The 20974-nt window shown below is 66.7% G+C and carries 22 protein-coding genes and 1 pseudogene; 13 read left to right on the top strand and 10 right to left on the bottom strand.

The features are described from left to right. Positions 1–49 precede the first annotated feature (49 nt). From ACV229_RS19805 to ACV229_RS19785, 5 genes and pseudogenes are all read left to right on the top strand, one after another. On the top strand, positions 50–760 hold the full coding sequence (locus ACV229_RS19805) for a C39 family peptidase (RefSeq protein WP_448084800.1): 711 nt from the start codon (positions 50–52) through the stop codon (positions 758–760). Positions 761–766: 6 nt separating this feature from the next. Continuing rightward, positions 767–1591, top strand: a complete 825-nt coding sequence (locus ACV229_RS19800) for a peptidase C39 (protein WP_448084799.1) — start codon at positions 767–769, stop codon at positions 1589–1591. Positions 1592–1707: 116 nt separating this feature from the next. Beyond that, a complete protein-coding gene (locus ACV229_RS19795) occupies positions 1708–3081 on the top strand; it encodes a hypothetical protein (protein WP_448084798.1) in 1374 nt (457 codons plus the stop codon). 25 nt (positions 3082–3106) lie between these two features. Continuing rightward, positions 3107–4582: pseudogene (locus ACV229_RS19790) on the top strand (sigma 54-interacting transcriptional regulator); the annotation flags it as partial. A 99-nt stretch (positions 4583–4681) separates the two neighbouring features. Next, positions 4682–5182, top strand: coding sequence for a dihydrofolate reductase (locus ACV229_RS19785; RefSeq protein WP_448084797.1), 501 nt, complete (start codon positions 4682–4684; stop codon positions 5180–5182). An 89-nt stretch (positions 5183–5271) separates the two neighbouring features. Here ACV229_RS19785 and pmbA read toward each other — a convergent pair whose 3' ends face one another. Next, positions 5272–6642 (bottom strand): metalloprotease PmbA, encoded by a 1371-nt coding sequence (pmbA, locus tag ACV229_RS19780; RefSeq protein WP_448084796.1) that lies wholly within the window; start codon positions 6640–6642, stop codon positions 5272–5274. A 219-nt stretch (positions 6643–6861) separates the two neighbouring features. Between pmbA and yjgA the strand changes: the two genes are divergently transcribed. Both yjgA and mog read left to right on the top strand, forming a co-directional pair. Beyond that, the gene (gene yjgA / locus ACV229_RS19775; RefSeq protein WP_448084795.1) at positions 6862–7482 is read left to right on the top strand and encodes a ribosome biogenesis factor YjgA; all 621 of its coding nucleotides are present in this window, start codon (positions 6862–6864) and stop codon (positions 7480–7482) included. Beyond that, complete coding sequence (mog, locus tag ACV229_RS19770; RefSeq protein WP_448084794.1) at positions 7466–8083, top strand: molybdopterin adenylyltransferase; 618 nt, start codon at positions 7466–7468, stop codon at positions 8081–8083. Before yjgA ends, mog begins: the two co-directional genes overlap by 17 nt. Positions 8084–8099: 16 nt before the next feature. Here the strand turns inward: mog and orn are convergent, their stop codons facing one another. After that, positions 8100–8720 carry an oligoribonuclease gene (orn, locus tag ACV229_RS19765; RefSeq protein WP_448084793.1) on the bottom strand — a complete coding sequence of 207 codons (621 nt, stop codon included), beginning with the start codon at positions 8718–8720 and terminating at the stop codon, positions 8100–8102. A 114-nt stretch (positions 8721–8834) separates the two neighbouring features. Here orn and ACV229_RS19760 point away from each other — a divergent pair, with 114 nt between their 5' ends. The 3 genes from ACV229_RS19760 to ACV229_RS19750 are packed head-to-tail and all read left to right on the top strand — an operon-like array spanning position 8835 to position 11410. Further along, positions 8835–10094: a M48 family metallopeptidase gene (locus ACV229_RS19760; protein ID WP_448084792.1), complete on the top strand. Its 1260-nt coding sequence runs from the start codon at positions 8835–8837 to the stop codon at positions 10092–10094. Then, on the top strand, positions 10091–11035 hold the full coding sequence (rsgA, locus tag ACV229_RS19755; RefSeq protein WP_448084791.1) for a ribosome small subunit-dependent GTPase A: 945 nt from the start codon (positions 10091–10093) through the stop codon (positions 11033–11035). The genes ACV229_RS19760 and rsgA overlap by 4 nt, the downstream gene beginning before the upstream one ends. Before the next feature lie 57 nt (positions 11036–11092). After that, entirely contained in the window at positions 11093–11410 is a 318-nt protein-coding gene (locus ACV229_RS19750) for a putative signal transducing protein (protein WP_448084790.1), read from the top strand. 66 nt (positions 11411–11476) lie between these two features. On the opposite strand, the gene ACV229_RS19745 is transcribed toward ACV229_RS19750, so the two are convergent. The 6 genes from ACV229_RS19745 to rpsP form a co-directional block, all read right to left on the bottom strand. Continuing rightward, a complete protein-coding gene (locus ACV229_RS19745) occupies positions 11477–12415 on the bottom strand; it encodes a CobD/CbiB family protein (RefSeq protein ID WP_448084789.1) in 939 nt (312 codons plus the stop codon). A gap of 119 nt (positions 12416–12534) precedes the next feature. Continuing rightward, on the bottom strand, positions 12535–13221 hold the full coding sequence (locus ACV229_RS19740; protein ID WP_448084788.1) for a CoA pyrophosphatase: 687 nt from the start codon (positions 13219–13221) through the stop codon (positions 12535–12537). An 88-nt stretch (positions 13222–13309) separates the two neighbouring features. Continuing rightward, positions 13310–13699, bottom strand: coding sequence for a 50S ribosomal protein L19 (gene rplS, locus ACV229_RS19735; RefSeq protein WP_448084787.1), 390 nt, complete (start codon positions 13697–13699; stop codon positions 13310–13312). Positions 13700–13833: 134 nt separating this feature from the next. After that, positions 13834–14628: a tRNA (guanosine(37)-N1)-methyltransferase TrmD gene (gene trmD, locus ACV229_RS19730; protein ID WP_448084786.1), complete on the bottom strand. Its 795-nt coding sequence runs from the start codon at positions 14626–14628 to the stop codon at positions 13834–13836. Beyond that, on the bottom strand, positions 14629–15306 hold the full coding sequence (gene rimM, locus ACV229_RS19725) for a ribosome maturation factor RimM (RefSeq protein ID WP_448084785.1): 678 nt from the start codon (positions 15304–15306) through the stop codon (positions 14629–14631). It lies immediately after the preceding gene. Between the two features lie 42 nt (positions 15307–15348). Next, on the bottom strand, positions 15349–15603 hold the full coding sequence (rpsP, locus tag ACV229_RS19720; RefSeq protein ID WP_010091769.1) for a 30S ribosomal protein S16: 255 nt from the start codon (positions 15601–15603) through the stop codon (positions 15349–15351). 154 nt (positions 15604–15757) lie between these two features. Here rpsP and ACV229_RS19715 point away from each other — a divergent pair, with 154 nt between their 5' ends. Beyond that, positions 15758–16906, top strand: a complete 1149-nt coding sequence (locus ACV229_RS19715; RefSeq protein ID WP_448084784.1) for a PQQ-dependent sugar dehydrogenase — start codon at positions 15758–15760, stop codon at positions 16904–16906. A gap of 110 nt (positions 16907–17016) precedes the next feature. After that, positions 17017–17487 (top strand): NINE protein, encoded by a 471-nt coding sequence (locus ACV229_RS19710; protein WP_448084959.1) that lies wholly within the window; start codon positions 17017–17019, stop codon positions 17485–17487. A 139-nt stretch (positions 17488–17626) separates the two neighbouring features. On the opposite strand, the gene ACV229_RS19705 is transcribed toward ACV229_RS19710, so the two are convergent. Both ACV229_RS19705 and ACV229_RS19700 read right to left on the bottom strand, forming a co-directional pair. After that, entirely contained in the window at positions 17627–18883 is a 1257-nt protein-coding gene (locus tag ACV229_RS19705) for a PA0069 family radical SAM protein (RefSeq protein WP_448084783.1), read from the bottom strand. An 80-nt stretch (positions 18884–18963) separates the two neighbouring features. Then, complete coding sequence (locus ACV229_RS19700; RefSeq protein WP_205797105.1) at positions 18964–19452, bottom strand: Lrp/AsnC ligand binding domain-containing protein; 489 nt, start codon at positions 19450–19452, stop codon at positions 18964–18966. Positions 19453–19596: 144 nt separating this feature from the next. Here ACV229_RS19700 and ACV229_RS19695 point away from each other — a divergent pair, with 144 nt between their 5' ends. Beyond that, positions 19597–20883 carry a D-amino acid dehydrogenase gene (locus ACV229_RS19695; RefSeq protein ID WP_448084782.1) on the top strand — a complete coding sequence of 429 codons (1287 nt, stop codon included), beginning with the start codon at positions 19597–19599 and terminating at the stop codon, positions 20881–20883. Positions 20884–20974: the final 91 nt, after the last annotated feature.

The following is a 20974-nucleotide window of genomic DNA, read 5'->3' as shown; positions in this document are numbered from 1 at the left end:
GCGCCGTGCCGCACAGCTTGCAGCGCGGCGCGCGTAGCAGGAGATCAGCATGTCCGGGGAACATCGCCTGTGGCCGCTGCGCGTCGCCATCGCCATCGCATGCGGCACCGGATGCGCGGCAGTCGCCGCGCAATCGAGCATCGACACGTCCACATTCGCAGGCGTGCCGCTCACGAAGCATCTGCAATCGATGCGCGACCTGCGCTATCGCGACATCGTCAACCAGCAATTCGATTTCAGTTGCGGCTCGGCCGCGCTCGCGACGCTGCTCAAGTACGGCTACGACATCGATATTCCGGAAACCGAAATGATCCGGCGGATGATGGCGTTCTCGACGCCCGACGTCGTGGTCAAGAACGGCTTCTCGATGCTCGACATGAAGAAGTTCGTCGAGACGCTCGGCCTGCGCGGTCGCGGCTTCCGGGTCGGCATCGACGCGCTGTACCACCTGCAGATTCCCGTGCTCGTGCTGATGAACCTCGACGGATACGAGCACTTCGTGATCGTCAAGCATGCGGAAAACGGCCGGATCTTCCTCGCCGACCCCGCGCTCGGCAATCGCATCGTGCTCGAGCAGGACTTCGTCAAGACCTGGAACGGCCTCGTTTTCGCCGTGCTGGGCAAACCGTTCAAGGAGGACTCTCCCCTTTTGCAGAACAACGAATCGCTGGCGCTCAAACTGCGCGACCAGGCGCTCAACACGGGCTCCGCCGCGATTCCTTTCGTCGAATTCGGCTTGATCAAGGCAGACCTGTTCTGACCCGTCATGAAACGCTCCCTCTCGCCGCTTTGCCTCGCATGGTGTGCTGCCTTGGCGGGCTACGCGAGCGGCGCCGTTGCAGCCGATAACGCGCCCGGCGCGCTCAATTTGCGTCCGTTCGACAATCAGGTGCCGGCACCGGCCGTGCAGCTCGTCGACGATGACGTCCTCGCCCATCAGACCGGCAAATACGCCGACGCAACGATGATTTCCGGGTTCGTGCTGAACCTGGTGTCCCAGTGGCAGTTGCCGAACGGCGCCCTCGCGATTGCGCAAGGCACGCTGTCGGCTGCCACGAATGCCGCGAACCAGCTCAACGCAAACGTCACGACGCTCGCGAAGGTCGTCGACGGCAACGACGCGCCGAGCGGCGCCAACCCGAACGCGATCGCCACCGGCGGGCAATCGGTGTCGGTCAACGGCATCTCGCAGATCACGCAAGTCGCGGGCAACAACAACGCCGGCACCAACGCCGCCGTCATCGATTTCAATGCGCAAAACCCGGCGCCCGCCCCGCTGCCCGGCTCGACGTCGAACACCAGCGCATCCGCGACCAATGCGGCCGGCACGGTGAAGGCCGGCGTCTCGTTCACCGGCAATGGGGTCTCCGTCGTGCTGCAGACACCCGCCGGGCTGGCCACCCAGTCGATCACGCCGGCATCCGCCCAGCAGGCCGGCTCGATCGCACAACTGCTGCAGGTCGCAGGCAATCGCCAGATCGTCTCGAACCAGCTGCACCTCCTGCTGCAGACGCAGCAGATGTCATCGGCGACGCTCCGTCAGATGGGCGTCCTGCAGGCGCTGCAAAACAGCGCCCTCCTGAGGAGATGACAGGCGGCGCGCGAGCCGCGGCATCGCACACGCAACCGCTTACGTGTGCCGCATCAGGCGGGCGCGGACCGGACCTCTTGGCTCCCTTCGCGACCGCTCCATCCGGGGGGAAGGACATGTCTCACAAGTCGTCAACAAATCAGCCGCGCGTTGGGTTTGCCGCCATTCCGGCCGCGGTTCTCTGCTTCACGCTTATGCAAAGCGCACACGCGCAGGCGCTCGCCGACCAGTCGGTCGAGGAGCGGCTCAATACGTTGATGAAGGTCGTCGACGCGCAGCAGCGCAAGATCGACGCGCTCGAGCGCCAGGTCGTGGATCTCGAGATGGCTCGCCGTGGCCGCGGCGAACCGGGCGCGCCCGGCGCCACCGAACCGGCCGCGCTGGTATCGCAGTACACGCCCGTCACGCCCGCTCCGGGGGAAGGCACCGGTACCGCGACCGGCGTGCCGGTGAATCCGCCGCCGCCCGCCGGCAGCGCCGAAACCGGTACGCCGGGCGCCATCGGCACCACGCAGAAAGCGGCCGAGCCCACCCGCACCGCGGCCGAGGACGCGGTCGTGCAGCGCGAGCACGCGCCACTCTTCGACCGCAAGCTGACGATCGACTGGGGGATCAGCGATACCTATTACGACCGGCGGCAACTGCAGCTGTCCGGCTTTCTCGCGCTCGACGCGATCTTCCTCGGCAACCTGAATCTCGGCCAGACGAAGTCGCACCAGCTGATGTCCGACGCGGACGTCCGCTATGGCCTCACCGAGCGCATCAGCGTCGACGTCGACGTGCCGTACATGTACCGCACGTCGACCTTCATCAACGGCGGCGCAGGCGGCGCGGCGAACACGCTGTCCGATACCTCGGTGAATTCGCACGCGCTCGGCGACGTGAACTTCGGCATCTACTACCAGTTCATCAAGGAACATGGCAGCGTGCCGGACATCGTCGGCAGCCTGCGCGTGAAGTCACCGACAGGCACGTCGCCGTTCGGCATCAAGCTGCTGCAGGCCGATGCGAACAACACGAACCTCGTCGCGCCGAGCAAGTTGCCGACCGGCACCGGCTTCTGGAGCATCACGGCCGGGCTGTCCGCGCTGAAGACCTACGACCCGATCGTGCTGTTCGGCAGCTTGTCCTATACGTACAACGTGGCCCGCTCGTTCGCGGACATCTCGTCGGTGGTCGGCCAGACGCAGCCCGCGAAAGTGAAGCTCGGCGACATCGTCCAGCTGGGCGGCGGCGTCGCGCTCGCGTTCTCCGAGCGCGACTCGGCAAGCATCTCCTACACGTTGGCGATCGAACCGTCGACCCGCACCCAGGCACCCGGCGGCGAATGGCAGCGCGTGCCGGGCAGCCAGACGACCGCGTCGACACTGGGCTTCGGCCTCAACCATGTGTTCAACAAGCACCTGACGATGAATGCGTCGGTCGCGATCGGGCTCACGCCCGATGCGCCGAACTACGTCGTCGGCCTGCGCTTCCCGTATACGTTCTGAAGCGCAACACCGCAGCGAGGATACCGTGCACGACTCCCGCCCCGTCTCACCAGCCGCCCCTCCAGGTTTCGTGCCGCGACTGACGATCGCGCACTCGGACGGGGCCGGGACCGGCCACCTGCTTGCAGTCCGGCCACTCGTGTATCTGTCGCGCCGTCCCGACGCGGCGCTCGTCGCACACCTGCGAGAGCGTCACTGGGACGTGCTGAGCGCGAAGTCCGCGCACGACGTGCAGCGGCTCGTGAAACCGGAAGTCGCGCACGCGGGCATCGTCGATCTCGACGGTTTCGCGGCGCGCGACCTGCCCGCGCTCGAGCCCGTCCTGCGCCATCAGCAGATCGGCTGGATCGCACTCGCCGACGCCGTGCGCCTCGCCGAGCCCGACATCCGCAAGCTGATCCGCCAGTGCTGCTTCGATTACGTGAAGGGCCCGCCGACGCATACGACGATCGACTACCTCGTCGGCCACGCGTACGGGATGGTGACGCTGTGCGATCTCGAGCTCGCGACCGACGTCGCGGCGACCGGCGACGACGAAATGGTTGGCACCTGCGAAGCGATGCAGCAGCTGTTCCGCACGATCCGCAAGGTCGCGAACACCGATGCCACGGTGTTCATCTCCGGCGAATCGGGCACCGGCAAGGAGCTGACCGCGCTCGCGATCCACGAGCGCTCCACGCGCCGCAAGGCGCCGTTCGTCGCGATCAACTGCGGCGCGATTCCACATCACCTGCTGCAGTCCGAACTGTTCGGCTACGAGCGCGGTGCGTTCACCGGCGCGAACCAGCGCAAGATCGGCCGCGTCGAGGCCGCGCACGGCGGCACGCTGTTCCTCGACGAGATCGGCGACATGCCGCTCGAAAGCCAGGCAAGCATGCTGCGCTTCCTGCAGGAGGGCAAGATCGAGCGGCTCGGCGGCCACGAATCGATTGTGGTCGACGTGCGGATCATCTCGGCGACGCACGTCGATCTCGAGGCGGCGATGCGCGACGGACGCTTTCGCACGGACCTGTTCCACCGGCTGTGCGTGCTGCGTATCGACGAGCCGCCGCTGCGTGCGCGAGGCAAGGACATCGAACTGCTCGCGCACCACGTGCTGCTGAAATTCCGCAGCGATGGCGCGCGCAAGATCCGCGGCTTCACGCCGTGCGCGATCGAGGCGTTGTACAGCTACCCGTGGCCCGGCAACGTGCGCGAACTGATCAACCGGATCCGCCGCGCGATCGTGATGGCGGACAGCCGGCTGATCTCGGCGGCCGATCTCGATCTCGGGCAGTACACGGTGCAGCAGTCGACGACGCTGGCCGAGGCGCGCGAGCGCGCGGAAAAGCGGGCGATCGAGGCCGCGCTGCTGCGTCACCGGCATCGTCTTGCGGAAGCGGCTGCGGAACTCGGCATCTCGCGCGTCACGCTGTACCGGCTGATGGGCGCGCACGGGTTGCGCGACCTGTCGGACACCGAGCAGCGCGCGGCGGCTGGCGACGACGAGCACGGCAGGTGAACGCGTACGCGCGGCGGCGCGCCGCCGCGCATGGTGCCGGCGCGCGCCGGCATTCCGGTAGAATCGGCGCCATTCCGGTTTTCCCTCTTTCCGACCTTCATGACGACGCTGACCCTGATCGTCGCGCGCGCCCGCAATGGCATTATCGGCCGCGACAACCAGTTGCCCTGGAAACTTCCCGAGGATCTCGCCTTCTTCAAGCGCACGACGATGGGCGCGCCGATCGTGATGGGCCGCAAGACCCACGAATCGATCGGCCGCCCGCTGCCGGGCCGCCGCAACATCGTCGTTACGCGCGACGCGTCGCGCCGCTTCGACGGCTGCGATACCGTCACGTCGCTCGCCGACGCGCTCGCGCTCGCCGCGCAGGACGGTGCGGCCGAAGCGTTCCTGATCGGCGGCGCGCAGCTCTATGCGGAAGGCCTCGCGCTCGCCGACAAGCTGGTCGTCACCGAGATCGACGCCGACTTCGACGGCGACGCGTCGTTCCCGGCGCCGGATCCCGCGCACTGGCAGGAAGTGTCGCGCGATGCGCACCAAGCGGCCGCGCCGAACACGTTCGGCTACGCGTTCGTCGTCTACGCACGCAAGCGCGTCTGACGCCCGCTCGATGACAAAAAGCCCGACCGGCGACAGGCCGGTCGGGCTTCCTTCATGAATGCCGCCGGCCAGGCCGGCGCGCCGGGCGCTTACTGCCCGGCGATCGTCATCTGCTCGATCAGCACCGAGCCGGTTTCCTTCGTGCCGCGCACGATCGAATCCGCGCCGATCGCGACGATGTGCCGGAACATCTCCTGCAGCGTGCTCGCGACGGTGATCTCCTCGACCGGATACTGGATCACGCCGTTCTCGACCCAGAAGCCCGCCGCGCCGCGCGAATAGTCGCCCGTCACGTAGTTCACGCCCTGCCCCATCAGTTCGGTCAGCAGGAGACCCGTGCCGAGCTTCTTCAGCATCGCGTCGAAATCGTCGCCCGGCTGCGTGTTGCTGCTGCGCAGCGCGAGGTTGTGCGAGCCGCCCGCGTTGCCGGTCGTCTGCGTGCCGAGCTTGCGTGCCGAGTAGGTCGACAGGAAATAGCCCTCGACGACGCCATCCTTGACGACGCTGCGCGCGCGCGTGCGCACGCCTTCCTCGTCGAACGGCGCGCTGCCCATCGCGCGCGGCACGTGCGGATCCTCGACGACCTGGACGTGCGGTGCGAACACCGGCTTGCCGAGGCTGTCGACGAGGAACGACGTCTTGCGGTACAGCGCGCCACCGCTCACCGCCTGCACGAACGCGCCGAGCAGGCCTGCCGCGAGCGGCGCCTCGAACAGCACCGGCACCTTGCGGGTATCGAGGCGGCGTGCGCCCATCCGCGCGAGCGCGCGTTCGGCCGCATAGCGCCCGACCGCTTCCGGCGCCGCGAGATCGGCCGCGCTGCGCTTCGACGAATACCAGTCGTCGCGCTGCATGTGGCGGCCGCTGCCTGCGATCGGCGCGCACGCGATGTAGTGGCGCGAGTACGGATAGCCGGCGAGGAAGCCGCGCGACGTCGCGAGCACGAACTGCGAATGCTGCGCGGACACGCTTGCGCCTTCCGAATTGCGGATCTGCGGGCTGACCGCGAACGCGGCGTCTTCCGCACGGCGGGCGAGCTCGACCGCGTCGTCGGCGGACAGGTCCCACGGGTGATAGAGGTCGAGGTTGCGCGGATCGGTTTCGAGCAGCTCGGCTTCGGCGAGCCCGGCCGCGTCGTCCTCGGCGGTGAAGCGCGCGATGTTGTAGGCGGCGGCGACGGTGTCCTTGATCGCGGCCGGCGAGAAGTCCGACGTGCTCGCGTTGCCGCGCTTCTTGCCGATGAACACGGTCACGCCGACCATCTTGTCGCGGTTGTGCTCGATCGTCTCGACTTCGCCGCGGCGCACCGACACCGACAGGCCGTCGCCTTCGGAGATTTCGGTCGCGGCATCCGACGCACCGAGCGCCTTCGCGTGCCGGAGGATGTCCGAGGCGATTTCTTTCAGCTGATCCTGCGTATGCGGGAAATAGCGCGCTTGCGTGTCGAGATTGGCAGCCATCTTCGTTTTATCCGGTGGCAGGCTTGCGGCCCGCGTGTTCAAAATGTCGTATCCCGCGATCATATCAGTGTGCAGTGTGCGCCGGGCCGCCCCAAGCGCACTGATCGCCCCCCTCGGGGGGGGCAGCGAACGCAGCGAGCGCGGGGACCGTGTCATTTCAGGTCCGGGAGATCGGAGCGGAGAAGCTTGGGGCGGCCGCGGCGCGATACAATGCCGCCCATGACACGCAAAACCCGTATTCAGCCGATCGAGCACGCCGACGACGACGCCGGCCACGGCTACGATCGCCCCAGCAAATCCCAGTTGAAGCGCGAGATGCACGCGCTGCAGGAACTCGGCCAGGCGCTCGTCGACCTGCCGAAGGACGCGCTCAAGCGCATGCCGATGCCCGAAGACCTCGCGGACGCAGTGCGCGAAGCGCGCCGCATCACCGATCACGAGGGCAAGCGCCGCCAGCTCCAGTACGTCGGCCGCGTGATGCGCTCGCTGACCGACGACGAGACGGCCGCGCTGCGCACCGCGCTCGACGCGCAGCGCGGCGTGAACAAGGCCGCGACGGCCCGCCTGCACTGGATCGAGCGCACCCGCGAACAGCTGCTCGCGGACGACGCCGCGCTGACCGAATTCATCCACCAGCACCCGGACGCCGACGTGCAGGAAGGCCGCACGCTGATCCGCAACGCGCGCAGGGAGACGCAGCAAGGCAAGCCGCCGCGCTACTACCGCGAGCTGTTCCAGTGGATCAAGACGGCAAGCGGCGCGCCCGGCGTGGATGACGCGGACGAAGCGGACGAAGCGGACGACGAGTCCGCGGGAGACGATCATGACGACGACGCGTAACCATCCGGACGAGCTGGTGGTCGGCCTCGTGTCGATCAGCGATCGCGCGAGCACCGGCGTCTACGAGGACAAGGGCATTCCCGCCCTGCAGGAGTGGCTCGCCGCCGCGCTGAGCTCGCCGTGGCGCGCCGAGACGCGGCTGATCCAGGACGACGCGGCGACGATTTCCGCGACGCTCGTCGAGCTGGTCGACACGGCCGGCTGCGACCTCGTGCTGACGACGGGCGGCACCGGCCCCGCGCGCCGCGACGTGACGCCCGAGGCGACGCTCGCGGTCGCGACGAAGGAAATGCCGGGATTCGGCGAGCAGATGCGGCAGATCAGCCTGAATTTCGTGCCGACCGCGATCCTGTCGCGGCAGGTCGCGGTGATCCGCGAGACGGCCGATCATGCCGCGCTGATCATCAACCTGCCGGGCCAGCCGAAATCGATCAAGGAAACGCTCGAAGGACTGCGCGGCGCGGACGGCAAGACCACCGTGCCCGGCATCTTCGCCGCGGTGCCCTATTGCATCGACCTGATCGGCGGGCCGTACATCGAGACGAACGCCGCGGTGGTCGCGGCGTTCAGGCCGAAGAGCGCGCAGCGCGCGCCCCGCTGATCAAGCGCCGGCCCGCTCAGGCAGCCGGCGCGGATTCGCCGGTCGGCGCCGGCGTGGCGGGGATCAGGAAATGCTGGCGGTAGTACTTCAGCTCGTCGATCGACTCGTGGATGTCGGCGAGCGCCGTATGCATCGCGCGCTTCTGGAAACCCTTGTAGATCGCGGGCTGCCAGCGGCGGCACAGCTCCTTCAGCGTGCTGACGTCGAGGTTGCGGTAGTGGAAGAAACGCTCGAGATCCGGCATCCAGCGCGCCATGAAGCGGCGGTCCTGGCAGATCGAATTGCCGCACATCGGCGATTTGCCGGGCGGCACGTACTGGCCAAGGAACGCCTGGAGCTGCGCGGCGGCATCCGCTTCGGTGACCGTCGATGCGCGCACGCGGTCGATCAGCCCCGAGCGGCCGTGCGTCGACTTGTTCCAGTCGTCCATCTTGGCGAGCGTCGCGTCGCTCTGGTGGATCGCGAACACCGGCCCTTCGACTGCGATCTCGAGCGTCGAGTTGGTCACGACGACCGCGACTTCGATGATGCGGTCGTTATCCGGGTCGAGGCCCGTCATTTCCATGTCGAGCCAGACGAGATTCAGCTCGTTGCGCACGAGTTCGGGCTGGCTGGAGGAAGCGGGGGTATCGGTCATGAGTCATCCTGGAAAATGGCGGACGGCGTGCTGCGCCGCGGCGGCCGGCGTCGCGTCAGCGGGCCCGGTCCGCAAGAACATATAATTCTCGCATAGAACCCTTTGGCGCCTTCGATGTCACCTTTTTCGTTCACCCTGCTGTTCGCGCTCGCCGTGCTCGCGATGGTCGTCACCAAGCTGTGGCTCGCGTCACGGCAGATCCGCTTCGTCGCCGCGCACCGCAATCGCGTCCCTGCCCAGTTCAGCGCAACCATTCCGCTGTCCGCGCACCAGCGCGCGGCCGACTACACGGTCGAGCGCACCCGTCTGACGATGCTCGAGATCGTCGTCAGCGCGGGTGTGCTCGTCGGACTCACGCTGCTCGGCGGCGTCGGCGCGCTCGACGCGCTCCTGACCGGCTGGCTGGGCCGCGGCTACGGGCAGCAGGTCGGGCTCGTCGCCGTGGTGTTCGCGATCATGAGCGTGATCGACGTGCCGTTCGAGTACTACCGCCAGTTCGGGATCGAGGAGCGCTTCGGCTTCAACCGGATGCCGAAGCGCCTGTTCTTCACCGACATGCTGAAGAACGCACTGCTCGGCGCCGCGCTCGGCCTGCCGCTGCTGTTCGTCGTGCTGTGGCTGATGAACCAGGCGGGCAACCTGTGGTGGCTGTGGACGTGGATCGTCTGGGTCGCGTTCCAGATGCTCGTGCTGCTGATCTACCCGACCTTCATCGCCCCGCTCTTCAACAAGTTCGAGCCGCTCAAGGATGACGCACTGCGTGCGCGCATCGAATCGCTGATGAAGCGCTGTGGCTTCGCGGCGAAGGGCCTGTTCGTGATGGACGGCAGCCGCCGGTCCGCGCACGGCAACGCGTACTTCACGGGCTTCGGCGCGTCGAAGCGGATCGTGTTCTTCGACACGCTGCTCGCGCGCCTGTCCGGCGAGGAAATCGAGGCCGTGCTCGCGCACGAGCTCGGCCATTTCAAGCGCCGCCACGTGATGAAGCGCATGCTCGTGTCGTTCGTGCTGAGCCTCGTGCTGCTTGCGCTGCTCGGCTGGCTCGCGCAGCGCGCATGGTTCTACACGGGGCTCGGCGTCACGCCGTCGCTCGATTCCAGCAACGCCGGCGCCGCGCTCGTGCTGTTCTTCCTCGCGATCCCCGTATTCCTGTTCTTCGCGACGCCGGTCGGCAGCCTGACGTCGCGCAAGCACGAATTCGAGGCCGACGCGTTCGCCGCCAGCCAGACGCACGCGCAGGATCTCGTCAGCGCGCTCGTAAAGCTGTACGAGGACAATGCATCGACGCTGACACCCGACCCCGTCTATACCGCGTTCTACTACTCGCACCCGCCCGCGTCGCAGCGGATCGACCGGTTGCTGCAGCAAGCATGAGCCGGCCGACCTCCCGCAAGCCGGCCCCGCGCGCGTCGGGCGCGGAACGTGCCGAAGGCCGCGTGATCGCGGCGCACGGGCGCCACTACATCGTCGCGCCCGACGACGGCGGCGCGATGCTGCAGTGCTTCCCGCGCGGCAAGAAGAGCGACATCGCGGTCGGCGACCGCGTCACGTACGAGCGCTCGTCCGCCGACCAGGGCGTAGTCGTCGAGATCGGCGAGCGGCGCAACCTGCTGTACCGTTCCGACCAGTTCAAGTCGAAGCTGTTCGCGGCCAATCTCGACCAGTTGCTGATCGTGCTTGCGACCGAGCCCTATTTCAGCGAGGACTTGCTCGGGCGCGCATTGATCGCCGCCGAGGCCAACGACCTGAAGCCGCTCGTCGTGCTGAACAAGATCGACGTCGAGGCCGCACTGCCGGTCGCCCGCGAGCGGCTCGCGCCGTACCGCGCGCTCGGCTACGACGTGCTCGAACTGTCCGTGAAGGGCGCGCCCGACGACGCGCGGGCGCAATTGATGCCGCATCTCGACGGACACTCGACGATCCTGCTCGGCCAGTCCGGGATGGGCAAATCCACGCTCGTGAACCTGCTCGTGCCCGACGCGGAAGCCGCGACCCGCGAAATCTCGGCCGCACTCAACAGCGGCCGGCACACGACGACGTTCACGCGCCTCTATCCGCTGCCAGGCAGCGACGGCGCGCTGATCGATTCACCGGGCTTCCAGGAATTCGGTCTCTATCATCTGACGGAAGGCCGGCTCGAGCGCGCGTTCCCGGAGTTCCGCCCGTTGCTCGCGGATTGCCGTTTCTATAATTGTCATCATCTGCACGAGCCGGGCTGCGCGATCCTGGAAGCTGTCGCCGACGGCCGCGTTGCGCCGTCGCGGCATGCGTTGTACGCGCAACTGGTACACGAGGCGAGCCAGATCGTGCGTTGATGAGCTGATCCGGCCGCGGCGGTCGGGTCGCCCCGGCCACCACCGACAGGAACCGCGATGCGTTTCAAGGCACCCGATCTCGCGACCGCGCAGCATTGGGCCAACGTCCTCGAAGCGGCCGGGATCGGCTGCGAACTGCACAATCGCTATGCGACGGGCGCGCTCGGCGGCATTCCCGCCGATGCATGTGCGCCCGAGGTCTGGCTCGACGACGAGCGCGACGACACGCTTGCGCGCCGCCTGCTCGACGCTGCATCGCACGGCCCGGCGGACGGCGCGGCGCCTTGGCGGTGCCGGCACTGCGGCGAGGAGCTCGAAGCGCAGTTCACCGCGTGCTGGCATTGCGGCGCGGTACGCGACCCGCGCGACGACTGATCCAGCAAAAAGGCCGGCATCGAGCCGGCCTTGTTGTTTCGTTCGCCGAGCGACACGGCGCCCGCGTCACGACACCCAGACCGCAAGCGTCAGCATCAGCAGCAGGATCATCCACAGAATCACCGCGCGCCACACGAGGCCGACCGCCGACTGCAGCGTGCGCGGCGTGCAATCGTCGCCGACCGTCAACGGACCGCTGTCGCCGACCGCCAGTGCGTCGAGGCTCGACGGCTCCGCGAGTGGCCCGGCGAGGCGCGCACCGAGCGCCCCGCTGCCCGCTGCCAGCAGCACGCCGTCGTTCGGATCGGGCCACTGGCGCGTATGGTTGCGCCATGCGTAGATCGCATCCTCGAAGTTGCCGACGATCGCGAAGCCGAGCGCCGTCAGGCGTGCCGGCACCCAGTCGATCACGAAGAACGCGCGCTGGGCGAACGTCGAGAACGCGGCGGTACGATCATCCGCCGGTGTCGACCAGCTGCGCGCTAGATATTCGGAAATGCGATACAGCACCGCGCCGGCCGGCCCGATCGGCAGCACATACCAGAAGAACACGCCGAACACGTGGCGATGCGACGCGACGACCGCGTGGATCAGCGTGTGGCGGACGATCTCGCCGACCGGCATGTCGACCGTATCGATGCCCGTCCACTCGCGCAGGATTTCGCGTGCGCGCGGCACGTCGTCGTTGTTGAGCGCGAGGTGGATGTCGGTGAAGTAATGGGAGAACTGGCGGAAGCCGAGCGTGAAATACACGACGACGACGTTCCACAGGAATGCGAGCACGAAGCTCACCTTGTACAGCAGGAAATAGATCAGCGCGACGACCAGCACCCACGGCAGCACGACCGCGAGCCACGCGAGGATCCCGTGTTTTTGCTTGCCGGCGTCGAGGCCATGCGCGACGGTTTCCGCATGAAACTGGAACATCGCGAAGACCGGATTGCTCGGCGACAACGCGCGGACCTGTTCGATGATCAGGGCAAGGAGAACCGAAAAGAAAGTCATGCGTGGCGCCGTCTTCGGGTTATGTCATTTTTTGCATAACGATAGCACAGCGTAAGCCACGCCGGGCTGCCGGCGCCGACCGTCGGCGGCCGGCCGGGCGCGCGCGGCCGCGCACCGGATCATCGGGCGGCCAAGAAGCGGTACAGATTGCGCAACATGCCGGCAGTTGCGCCCCAGATGAAGTAATGCCCGCCCCCGTCGCCTCGCGGATAAGGCATCGCAAAAAAACGACGCTCCCCGCCATCCCAGCGGAATACGCGGACTTCGTGGTTCGCCGGATTCATCAGGAACGCGAGCGGCACCTCGAAGATCTCGGCGACTTCGAACGTATCCGCCTGCACGGTGAACGGCGGCTGGACAAGGCCGACGACGGGCGTCACGCAAAAGCCGGTGCCCGTCAGGTAGTCCGGCAATGCACCGAGGATCTCGACCCGCTCGCTGTCGAGCCCGATCTCCTCGTTCGACTCGCGCAATGCGGTCGCGGTCGCATCGAGGTCGAACGGCTCGCGCCGGCCGCCGGGAAAGCTGATCTGGCCGGCGTGATCGTTCAGATGGTCGGCGCGCTGCGTCAGCAGCACGGTCAGACCGGCTTCACGGACGACGAGCGGCACGAGCACGGCGGCACTGCGTGGATCGACACCTTCCTGGAGGCGAGCCTCGAACGGTTCTGCGGTCCATTCGAGCGAACGCGCGAAGCGGTCGCGCATGCCGCGCGGCGTCATGCGTTCGCGATCGATGGCCGGCAGGCCGGCGCCGGTGCCTTCGACAGGCATCACTTCGGGATCGATGATGAGGCGGCGGGTCAATGGGGCACTCTTGATTCGAGTCGATATGAGCGTATTGTCGCGCCAGAATGAAAAAAGCACCCGGGTGGGTGCTTTTTCCTTACAGCTCTTACGCTTGGGTAGCTGCGGCGCGATCCTTCGACACCAGCTTTTCCTTGATTCGAGCCGACTTGCCCGAACGCTCGCGCAGGTAGTACAGCTTTGCGCGACGCACGTCGCCGCGACGCTTCACGACGATGCTCGCCAGCAGCGGCGAGTAGGTCTGGAACGTACGCTCGACGCCTTCGCCCGACGAAATCTTGCGGACGATGAACGACGAGTTGAGGCCACGGTTGCGCTTCGCGATCACGACGCCTTCGTAAGCCTGAACGCGCTTGCGGTTACCTTCAACCACGTTCACGTTCACGATCACCGTGTCGCCCGGGGCGAATTCGGGGATCGTCTTGCCTGCGAGCGCGCGCTCGATTTCTTCCTGCTCAAGCTTTGCAATCAGATTCATCACTGACTCCTAAAACCATCTTGTCGGCGTTTGCGCCCGCCCGTTCCCAGGCTCGGCCCCGATAGAGGATGGATTCACATCAGGCGCCATACACGCATGTACGGCACCGCCAATTCCCGCCCGCAAGCACCGCCTCAGGAGGCGTCCTTCGCTTCGCGTGCGAGGTTCGCGAGCCAGGCCTCGTCGGCACGGCTCAGCAACTTGTCGCGACGCGCCCGGACGATCAGGTCCGGACGCTTCAACCACGTATTCTTCAATGCCTGCTGGCGCCGCCAGCGCTCGATCTCGGCATGGTGCCCGCCGAGCAGCACGTCCGGCACGCGCATCCCGTCGTATTCTTCAGGGCGCGTGTAATGCGGACAATCGAGCAGGCCGCCGACGAAACTGTCCTGCACGGCCGACTGCGCATCGTTCAGCACGCCGGGCAGCAGACGCACGACGGCATCCATCATCGCCATCGCAGGCAGTTCGCCGCCGGACAGCACGAAATCGCCGAGGCTGATCTCTTCGTCGACGCAGCGGTCCAGCAGACGCTGGTCGATCGCCTCATAGCGCCCGCACAGCACGATGACGCCCGGCTCCTGCGCCATCCGCACGACACGTTCGTGCGTGAGGGGCGCGCCCTGCGGCGACATCATCACGACGCGCGTGCTCGCGATACCCTGCTCCGCCTGCGCCGCCTTCGCGGCGCCGATCGCGGCTTCGAGCGGCTTCGCCAGCATCACCATGCCCGGACCGCCGCCGTACGGGCGATCGTCGACCGTGCGGTAGTTGTCCGTCGTGAAATCGCGTGGATTCCAGGCGCGCAGCCCGAACCGCCCCTGCTTGACCGCCCGGCTGGTAATCCCCCAGTCGGTCAGCGCACGGAACATCTCGGGAAAGAGCGTGACGACATCGAACTGCACCGCGCTCTCCGTGACCTGGTCCATTTAGTAATCGGCTTCCCAGTCGACGACGATGCGACGCGCCGCCTGATCCACCGTTTTGACGTACACGCCGACGAACGGGATCAACCGTTCGGCAGCCGCCGGCCGACCGTCTTTCCCGGTCGCCGGGCATTCGATGCGCATGATCGAATGCACGCCGTTGTCGATCATCCCGACCACCTTCCCGAGCGCCACCGATTGCTCGTTGACGACCTCGAGGCCGATCAGGTCGACCCAATAAAATTCGTCCGACGCGAGCGCCGGAAAATCGTCGCGACGCACGAACACGCGAAAGCCGCGCAAGTCCAGCGCGGTATCGCGATCGCCGCAACCGGCAGGCTGGGCGACAACCGTGTCGCCATGCGTCTTCGCCTGCGTGATGCGAGCGGAACGACGTTCGGCGCCCCGCTCCAGCCACCACTGGCGCGCGCTGAGCAGCGCATCGCCACCGCGGCCGGCATCCGCATGCGCCGCCACCTTGACCCAGCCCTTGAGGCCGTAGGCATCGACTACCGCCCCGACCTCGACAGCATCGTCGGGCAAGGCTTGCACCACTTCGAGGCCGCCGTGCCCGGCAGCCGCACCGGCGTCCGCGGTAGACCCGCGTTCGACCGGCTTGCGGACGAATGCGCCAAACGACGCACGCCCGCGCCTTGCATTACCGGTATCGTGATCCGACATCAATGCACCTCACAGCCGGCACGACCGGCACACCGCGCCATGTTAGGCAGCCGGCTGCGCCTTCTGCGCTTGCTTCACGAGACGCTCGACGGTCGGCGACAGTTGCGCGCCAACGCCTTGCCAGTACGTCAGGCGGTCCTGAGCGATACGCAGCGATTCGCCCTTCGTCGCAACCGGGTTGTAGAAGCCGACGCGCTCGATGAAGCGGCCGTCACGACGGTTGCGCGAATCGGTAGCGACGATGTTGTAGAACGGGCGCTTCTTCGAGCCGCCGCGAGCCAGACGGATGATAACCATATGAAATCCTTCGGGAAAACCGGGTTCGAAACTACTGAAACGTGCGATTATAGCTGGAAACCAGAGGCACAACAAACACTTACGCGCAAAAAATCCGCGGATGCGCAGTTCGCGAGGCATACAATCGTACTGTCCAGGACCGCCCGCCGCCGCCATGCTGCCCCTTCGCGCCGCGGCGCGCCGTGCACGGCGCCGCGTTGCGGGGCTGCTTGCCGGTGTCGCCTGTCTCTTCTGTCTTGCCTGCGCAACGACGTACGCCGCCGGCGGGCTGCCGGTGGACGAACTCGCCGTGCCGCCCGGTTTTCACGTGTCGGTGCTGACCGACGCGGTGCCGACCGCACGGGAAATGGCGTGGTCGCCACGTGGCATCCTGTATGTCGGCAGCCGCGAAGGCCGTGTGCACGCACTCGTGATGCGAGAGGGGCAGATCAGCGAGCACCACGTGATCGCATCCGGGCTCGACATGCCGGTCGGCGTCGCTTATCGGGACGGCGCATTGTACGTGTCGGCCGTGTCGCGTATTGTGCGCCTCGACCGCATCGACGACCAGCTCGCCGCACCGCCGAAGCCCGTCGTCGTCACCGACGCGCTGCCGACCGAGCATCATCACGGCTGGAAATTCATCGCGTTCGGTCCGGACGGCAAGCTGTACGTGCCGACCGGCGCGCCGTGCAACATCTGCCTCGCCGACCGAAACCGCTACGCGCTCATCGCGCGGATGAACGCGGACGGCAGTCACCGGGAGGTGGTTGCACGCGGCGTGCGCAATACGGTCGGATTCGCGTGGCATCCCGATACGGGCGAGCTGTGGTTCACCGACAACGGCCGCGACTGGATGGGTGACGACGTGCCGGACGACAAGCTCAACCGCGCGCCGCGCGCGGGCCTCGATTTCGGTTTCCCCTACTGCCACGGCGGCGACACGCCCGATCCCGAATACGGCAGCAAGGATGTCTGCCGCCACTATACGGGCCCGGTGCTGAAGCTCGGCGCGCACGTCGCGTCGCTCGGCATGCGCTTCTATACCGGTGCGATGTTTCCGGCCGCCTTTCGCAACAACATCTTCATCGCCGAACACGGCTCGTGGAACCGCAGCACCAAGGTCGGCTATCGCGTGATGCGCGTCGTCGCATCCGCCGACGGCAGCCACGCGCGGCAAACGCCATTCGTGACCGGCTGGCTGCGACCCGACGGCACCGTATGGGGTCGCCCCGCCGACGTGCTGCCGCTGCCCGACGGCTCGCTGCTCGTCAGCGACGACTACGCGGGCGCGATCTATCGCATCACCTATGCGGCACCTTGACGCAGACCGGAGGTGACCGCCTTCACCCCGACATCGTAGAATGCGTGCCGGGCTTCGCGCCCGCGCCGCGTCTCTGGCGGCCTATTCCATCGACATTACGCCCGCGATCCATGTCCAGCAGCACCGCCACCCCGATCCGCCGTTTCCGCTCCAAGACGCTGACCGCCGCCCTCGCCTTCCTGTTCGGCTCGATCGGCGCCCATCGTTTCTATCTGTATGGCTTCCGGGATGTATATGGCTGGGCGCACCTGCTCGCGACGATCGTCGGCATCCCCGGCTTCCTGCTGCTCGCCGCAACCCAGCGCACCGCAGGCCTCGGCTGGTGGCTGGCCGTGCCCGGTGCGATCTCGCTGCTCGCAGCGTTCCTCGCGGCGATCGTCTACGGCCTGCGCCCCGACGAAAAATGGGATGCGCAATTCAACGCCAGCACTGGCAAGCACAGCCGCTCCGGCTGGACGGTGATCTTCGTCGTGATCTTCTCGCTGCTGATCGGCGCGTTCCTGCTGATGACCGCGCTCGCCATCTCGTTCCAGACGTATTTCGAATCGCAGGTCGAAGCGGCCAAGCAAATCTCGCAATAACCAGCTCGACGCAAGGGCGACTCACGGGATGCCCGCGACACCGGCCGCACGCCGCTGAACACATTCGGGGCCACGGCAATCACCGGCCGGCCGCGCTCGGGCAACCGGCCACGTTGCCCCGCCCGGCAGCACCCCCGAACTAGAAGAGACTCAACTGCGTGTCGTCGCGCGGCATCGAACCGGCTGCCCGCGCGTTCGAACGCCTGAGGGCAGCCTTTTCGGCGTCCGACCCGCGGACGGTCGCTCCGCGAACGGTCTGTCGCGGAGCGCCGCCGTCCAGATCGCCTGCCCGCGGATGGCCGGCCCCAGGATGGCCTGCCCCCCGAAACTGCGACAGATCGAGGATGCCGTTTGCGCGCTCGTTCAGCCCGAGCCGCTTGACCGCCTGACGAAAACGCTGCTTCAGCAGATCCGCCCAGATCCCCTCGCCCTTCATCCGCTTGCCGAAATCCGAGTCGTAGTCCTTGCCGCCCCGCATGTCGCGCACGCGGTTCATCACGCGCTCCGCGCGATCCGGGAAATGCGCGGTCAACCAGTTCCGGAACAACGGCGCAACTTCCCACGGAAGCCGCAGGATGATGTAACTCGCGTGCGTCGCCCCCGCCTCCGCACACGCTTCGAGCACCCGCTCCATGTCGGGCTCGGTGACGAACGGAATCACCGGCGCGATGCTTACGCCGACCGGCACCCCGGCTTCACGCAATGCGCGGATCGTGCGCAGCCTGCGAGCCGGCGTCGCCGCGCGCGGCTCCAGCGTGCGCGCGAGATCCGCGTCGAGCGTCGTGATCGTGACCGCCGCCATCACCTGCCCCCGCGCGGCCATCGGCGCGAGCAGGTCGAGATCGCGCTCGATCAGCGACGACTTCGTGATCGCGGCAAACGGCAGTCCGCGATCGTGCATCACCTGAATCACGCTGCGCGTAATGCGCAGATCCCGTTCGACCGGCTGGTACGCATCGGTGTTGACACCGAGCGCGATCGGCTCGGGCACGTAGCTTTTTCTGGAGATCTCGCGCTCGAGCAGTTCGGCTGCGTTGACCTTCGCATAGATGCGGCTCTCGAAATCGAGCCCGGGCGACAGGCCGAGATAGCTGTGCGTCGGCCGCGCGAAGCAATAGATGCAGCCGTGCTCGCAGCCGCGATACGGATTGAGCGATACGCTGAATGGAATGTCGGGGGACTGGTTGCGCGTCAGAATGCTCTTCGCGCGCTCCTCGAACACCTGCGTACGCAGTGGCGCGGGCAGATCGGCATCGTCCGCCTCGTGCGTCCAGCCGTCGTCGACGGCCTCGCGCAGCGCCGTCTCGTACCGCCCCTGCAGGTTGTCGACCGCCCCGCGCCCCTTGCGGGGCATTGGCGGCGCAACCGGAAATTCGTTGTCGGATCGATCACCCATTTCGCCACCCAGTCACCTGCGCCCAATACTGGATATTTATACAGTATCGGGCGCAGCGTGCCAAGGGTGAAATCGGCGGTCTATTCGTCGACCGAAATCGTCAGCGTCTCCTTGATTTCCTCCATCACGACATAGCTCTTCGACTGCACCGCGCCCGGCAACTGCAGCAGGATGTCGCCGAGCAGCTTGCGGTAGTCGGCCATTTCGCCGATGCGTGCCTTGATCAGATAGTCGAAATCACCGGACACGAGGTGGCACTCGAGCACCTCGTCGATCTTCATCACTTCGCGGCGGAACTGCTCGAACATGTTGCCGCCCTTGTGACCGAGCGTGATCTCGACGAACACGAGCAACGCGGCGCCGAGTTGGGCCGGATCGACCCGCGCGTGATAGCCGGTGATCACCCCGTCGCGCTCCATGCGCCGTACGCGTTCGATGCACGGCGTCACGGTCAGGCCGACCTGTTCCGCGAGGTCCTTCATCGCCATCCGGCCGTCGTGCTGGAGCAGTTTCAGGATGCGCCGGTCGAGCTTGTCGAGCGTGCGTACCGGCTGGCGTTGAGTTCTCATGGCTTTTTGCTGAAAAACAGAAAAATACGATAACAAAACCTACACCTTCGACAATACCATAGCGCAAAAAACTAGATCAGCTAGAGGTTACACGGAGCCGCGGGTGCTACCGGCCTCGATCTGGTCCTTCAATCTGGAGCAGCTATGCGAGTCGTCGTTTTGGGCAGCGGTGTAGTGGGCGTGGCGAGCGCGTATTACCTTGCACGTGCCGGTCATGAAGTTACGGTGATCGACCGGGAGGCCGGCCCGGCGCTCGAGACGAGCTTCGCGAACGCAGGCCAGATCTCGCCCGGCTACGCGGCGCCGTGGGCCGCGCCCGGCGTGCCGCTGAAGGCCGTCAAGTGGATGTTCGAGAAGCACGCGCCGCTCGCCATCCGCCTCGACGGCACCCGCTTCCAGCTCCAGTGGATGTGGCAGATGCTGCGCAACTGCACGTCCGAGCGCTATGCGGTCAACAAGGGCCGCATGGTCCGCCTCGCCGAATACAGCCGCGACTGCATCCAGGCATTGCGCGCCGACACCGGCATCGCGTACGAAGGCCGCACGGGCGGCACGCTGCAGCTGTTCCGTACACAGCAGCAGCTCGACGGCGCGGCGAAGGATATCGCGGTGCTGAAGGAAGCCAACGTGCCGTTCGAACTGCTGTCGCCGGCCGAACTGAAGAACGCCGAACCGGCGCTTGCCACGGTGTCGCACAAGCTGACGGGCGGCCTGCGCCTGCCGGGCGACGAAACCGGCGACTGCCAGCTGTTCACGACGCGCCTCGCCGCACTCGCGGAAGGGCTCGGCGTGAAGTTCCGCTACAACACGCCGATCGACGCGCTCGCGGTCGCCGGCGGCAAGATTGCCGGCGTGCAATGCGGCAGCGAGACGGTGCGCGCGGATGCCTACGTGGTCGCGCTCGGCTCGTACTCGACCCGCTTCATCGCGAACCTGATGAAGATTCCCGTCTATCCGCTCAAGGGCTACTCGATCACCGCGCCGATCGTCAACGAAGCGGCAGCGCCCGTGTCGACGGTGCTCGACGAGACCTACAAGATCGCGATCACGCGCTTCGACCAGCGCATCCGTGTCGGCGGCATGGCGGAGATCGTCGGCTTCGACAAGCGCCTGCTCGACGCGCGCCGCGAAACGCTCGAAATGTGCGTGAACGACCTGTTCCCGGGCGGCGGCGACACGTCGAAGGCGACGTTCTGGACGGGCCTGCGCCCGATGACGCCGGACGGCACGCCGATCGTCGGCCGCACGCCGATGTCGAACCTGTTCCTGAACACCGGCCACGGCACGCTCGGCTGGACGATGTCGTGCGGTTCCGGCCAGCTGCTCGCAGACCTGATCTCGGGCAAGAAGCCGGCGATCCAGGCAGACGACCTGTCGGTGCACCGCTACCTGAAGGACGTGGCAGGCCAGCCGCGCCCCGCTTACGCGTAAGCCGATGCGGCCCGCCGCAACGCGGGCCGGTCGCGGTCAAGCAAAAAGGCGCCAGATGGCGCCTTTTTGCATTGCATCGCAGGCACGCGTC

It is taken from the genome of Burkholderia sp. MR1-5-21, from assembly GCF_053427715.1.
This window is presented reverse-complemented; position numbering and strand designations above follow the sequence as displayed.

Excerpts from the sequence above, each read along its gene's own strand:
- rimM (WP_448084785.1), bottom strand. The coding sequence starts at position 15,306 with ATGTCGGATCACGATACCGGTAATGCAAGGCGCGGGCGTGCGTCGTTT.
- ACV229_RS19715 (WP_448084784.1), top strand. The coding sequence starts at position 15,758 with ATGCTGCCCCTTCGCGCCGCGGCGCGCCGTGCACGGCGCCGCGTTGCG.
- ACV229_RS19700 (WP_205797105.1), bottom strand. The coding sequence starts at position 19,452 with ATGAGAACTCAACGCCAGCCGGTACGCACGCTCGACAAGCTCGACCGG.
- mog (WP_448084794.1), top strand. The coding sequence starts at position 7,466 with ATGACGACGACGCGTAACCATCCGGACGAGCTGGTGGTCGGCCTCGTG.
- ACV229_RS19710 (WP_448084959.1), top strand. The coding sequence starts at position 17,017 with ATGTCCAGCAGCACCGCCACCCCGATCCGCCGTTTCCGCTCCAAGACG.
- ACV229_RS19795 (WP_448084798.1), top strand. The coding sequence starts at position 1,708 with ATGTCTCACAAGTCGTCAACAAATCAGCCGCGCGTTGGGTTTGCCGCC.
- ACV229_RS19750 (WP_448084790.1), top strand. The coding sequence starts at position 11,093 with ATGCGTTTCAAGGCACCCGATCTCGCGACCGCGCAGCATTGGGCCAAC.
- ACV229_RS19745 (WP_448084789.1), bottom strand. The coding sequence starts at position 12,415 with ATGACTTTCTTTTCGGTTCTCCTTGCCCTGATCATCGAACAGGTCCGC.
- rpsP (WP_010091769.1), bottom strand. The coding sequence starts at position 15,603 with ATGGTTATCATCCGTCTGGCTCGCGGCGGCTCGAAGAAGCGCCCGTTC.
- pmbA (WP_448084796.1), bottom strand. The coding sequence starts at position 6,642 with ATGGCTGCCAATCTCGACACGCAAGCGCGCTATTTCCCGCATACGCAG.
- orn (WP_448084793.1), bottom strand. The coding sequence starts at position 8,720 with ATGACCGATACCCCCGCTTCCTCCAGCCAGCCCGAACTCGTGCGCAAC.
- trmD (WP_448084786.1), bottom strand. The coding sequence starts at position 14,628 with ATGGACCAGGTCACGGAGAGCGCGGTGCAGTTCGATGTCGTCACGCTC.
- ACV229_RS19800 (WP_448084799.1), top strand. The coding sequence starts at position 767 with ATGAAACGCTCCCTCTCGCCGCTTTGCCTCGCATGGTGTGCTGCCTTG.
- rsgA (WP_448084791.1), top strand. The coding sequence starts at position 10,091 with ATGAGCCGGCCGACCTCCCGCAAGCCGGCCCCGCGCGCGTCGGGCGCG.
- ACV229_RS19695 (WP_448084782.1), top strand. The coding sequence starts at position 19,597 with ATGCGAGTCGTCGTTTTGGGCAGCGGTGTAGTGGGCGTGGCGAGCGCG.
- rplS (WP_448084787.1), bottom strand. The coding sequence starts at position 13,699 with ATGAATCTGATTGCAAAGCTTGAGCAGGAAGAAATCGAGCGCGCGCTC.
- ACV229_RS19760 (WP_448084792.1), top strand. The coding sequence starts at position 8,835 with ATGTCACCTTTTTCGTTCACCCTGCTGTTCGCGCTCGCCGTGCTCGCG.
- ACV229_RS19785 (WP_448084797.1), top strand. The coding sequence starts at position 4,682 with ATGACGACGCTGACCCTGATCGTCGCGCGCGCCCGCAATGGCATTATC.
- ACV229_RS19705 (WP_448084783.1), bottom strand. The coding sequence starts at position 18,883 with ATGGGTGATCGATCCGACAACGAATTTCCGGTTGCGCCGCCAATGCCC.
- ACV229_RS19805 (WP_448084800.1), top strand. The coding sequence starts at position 50 with ATGTCCGGGGAACATCGCCTGTGGCCGCTGCGCGTCGCCATCGCCATC.
- yjgA (WP_448084795.1), top strand. The coding sequence starts at position 6,862 with ATGACACGCAAAACCCGTATTCAGCCGATCGAGCACGCCGACGACGAC.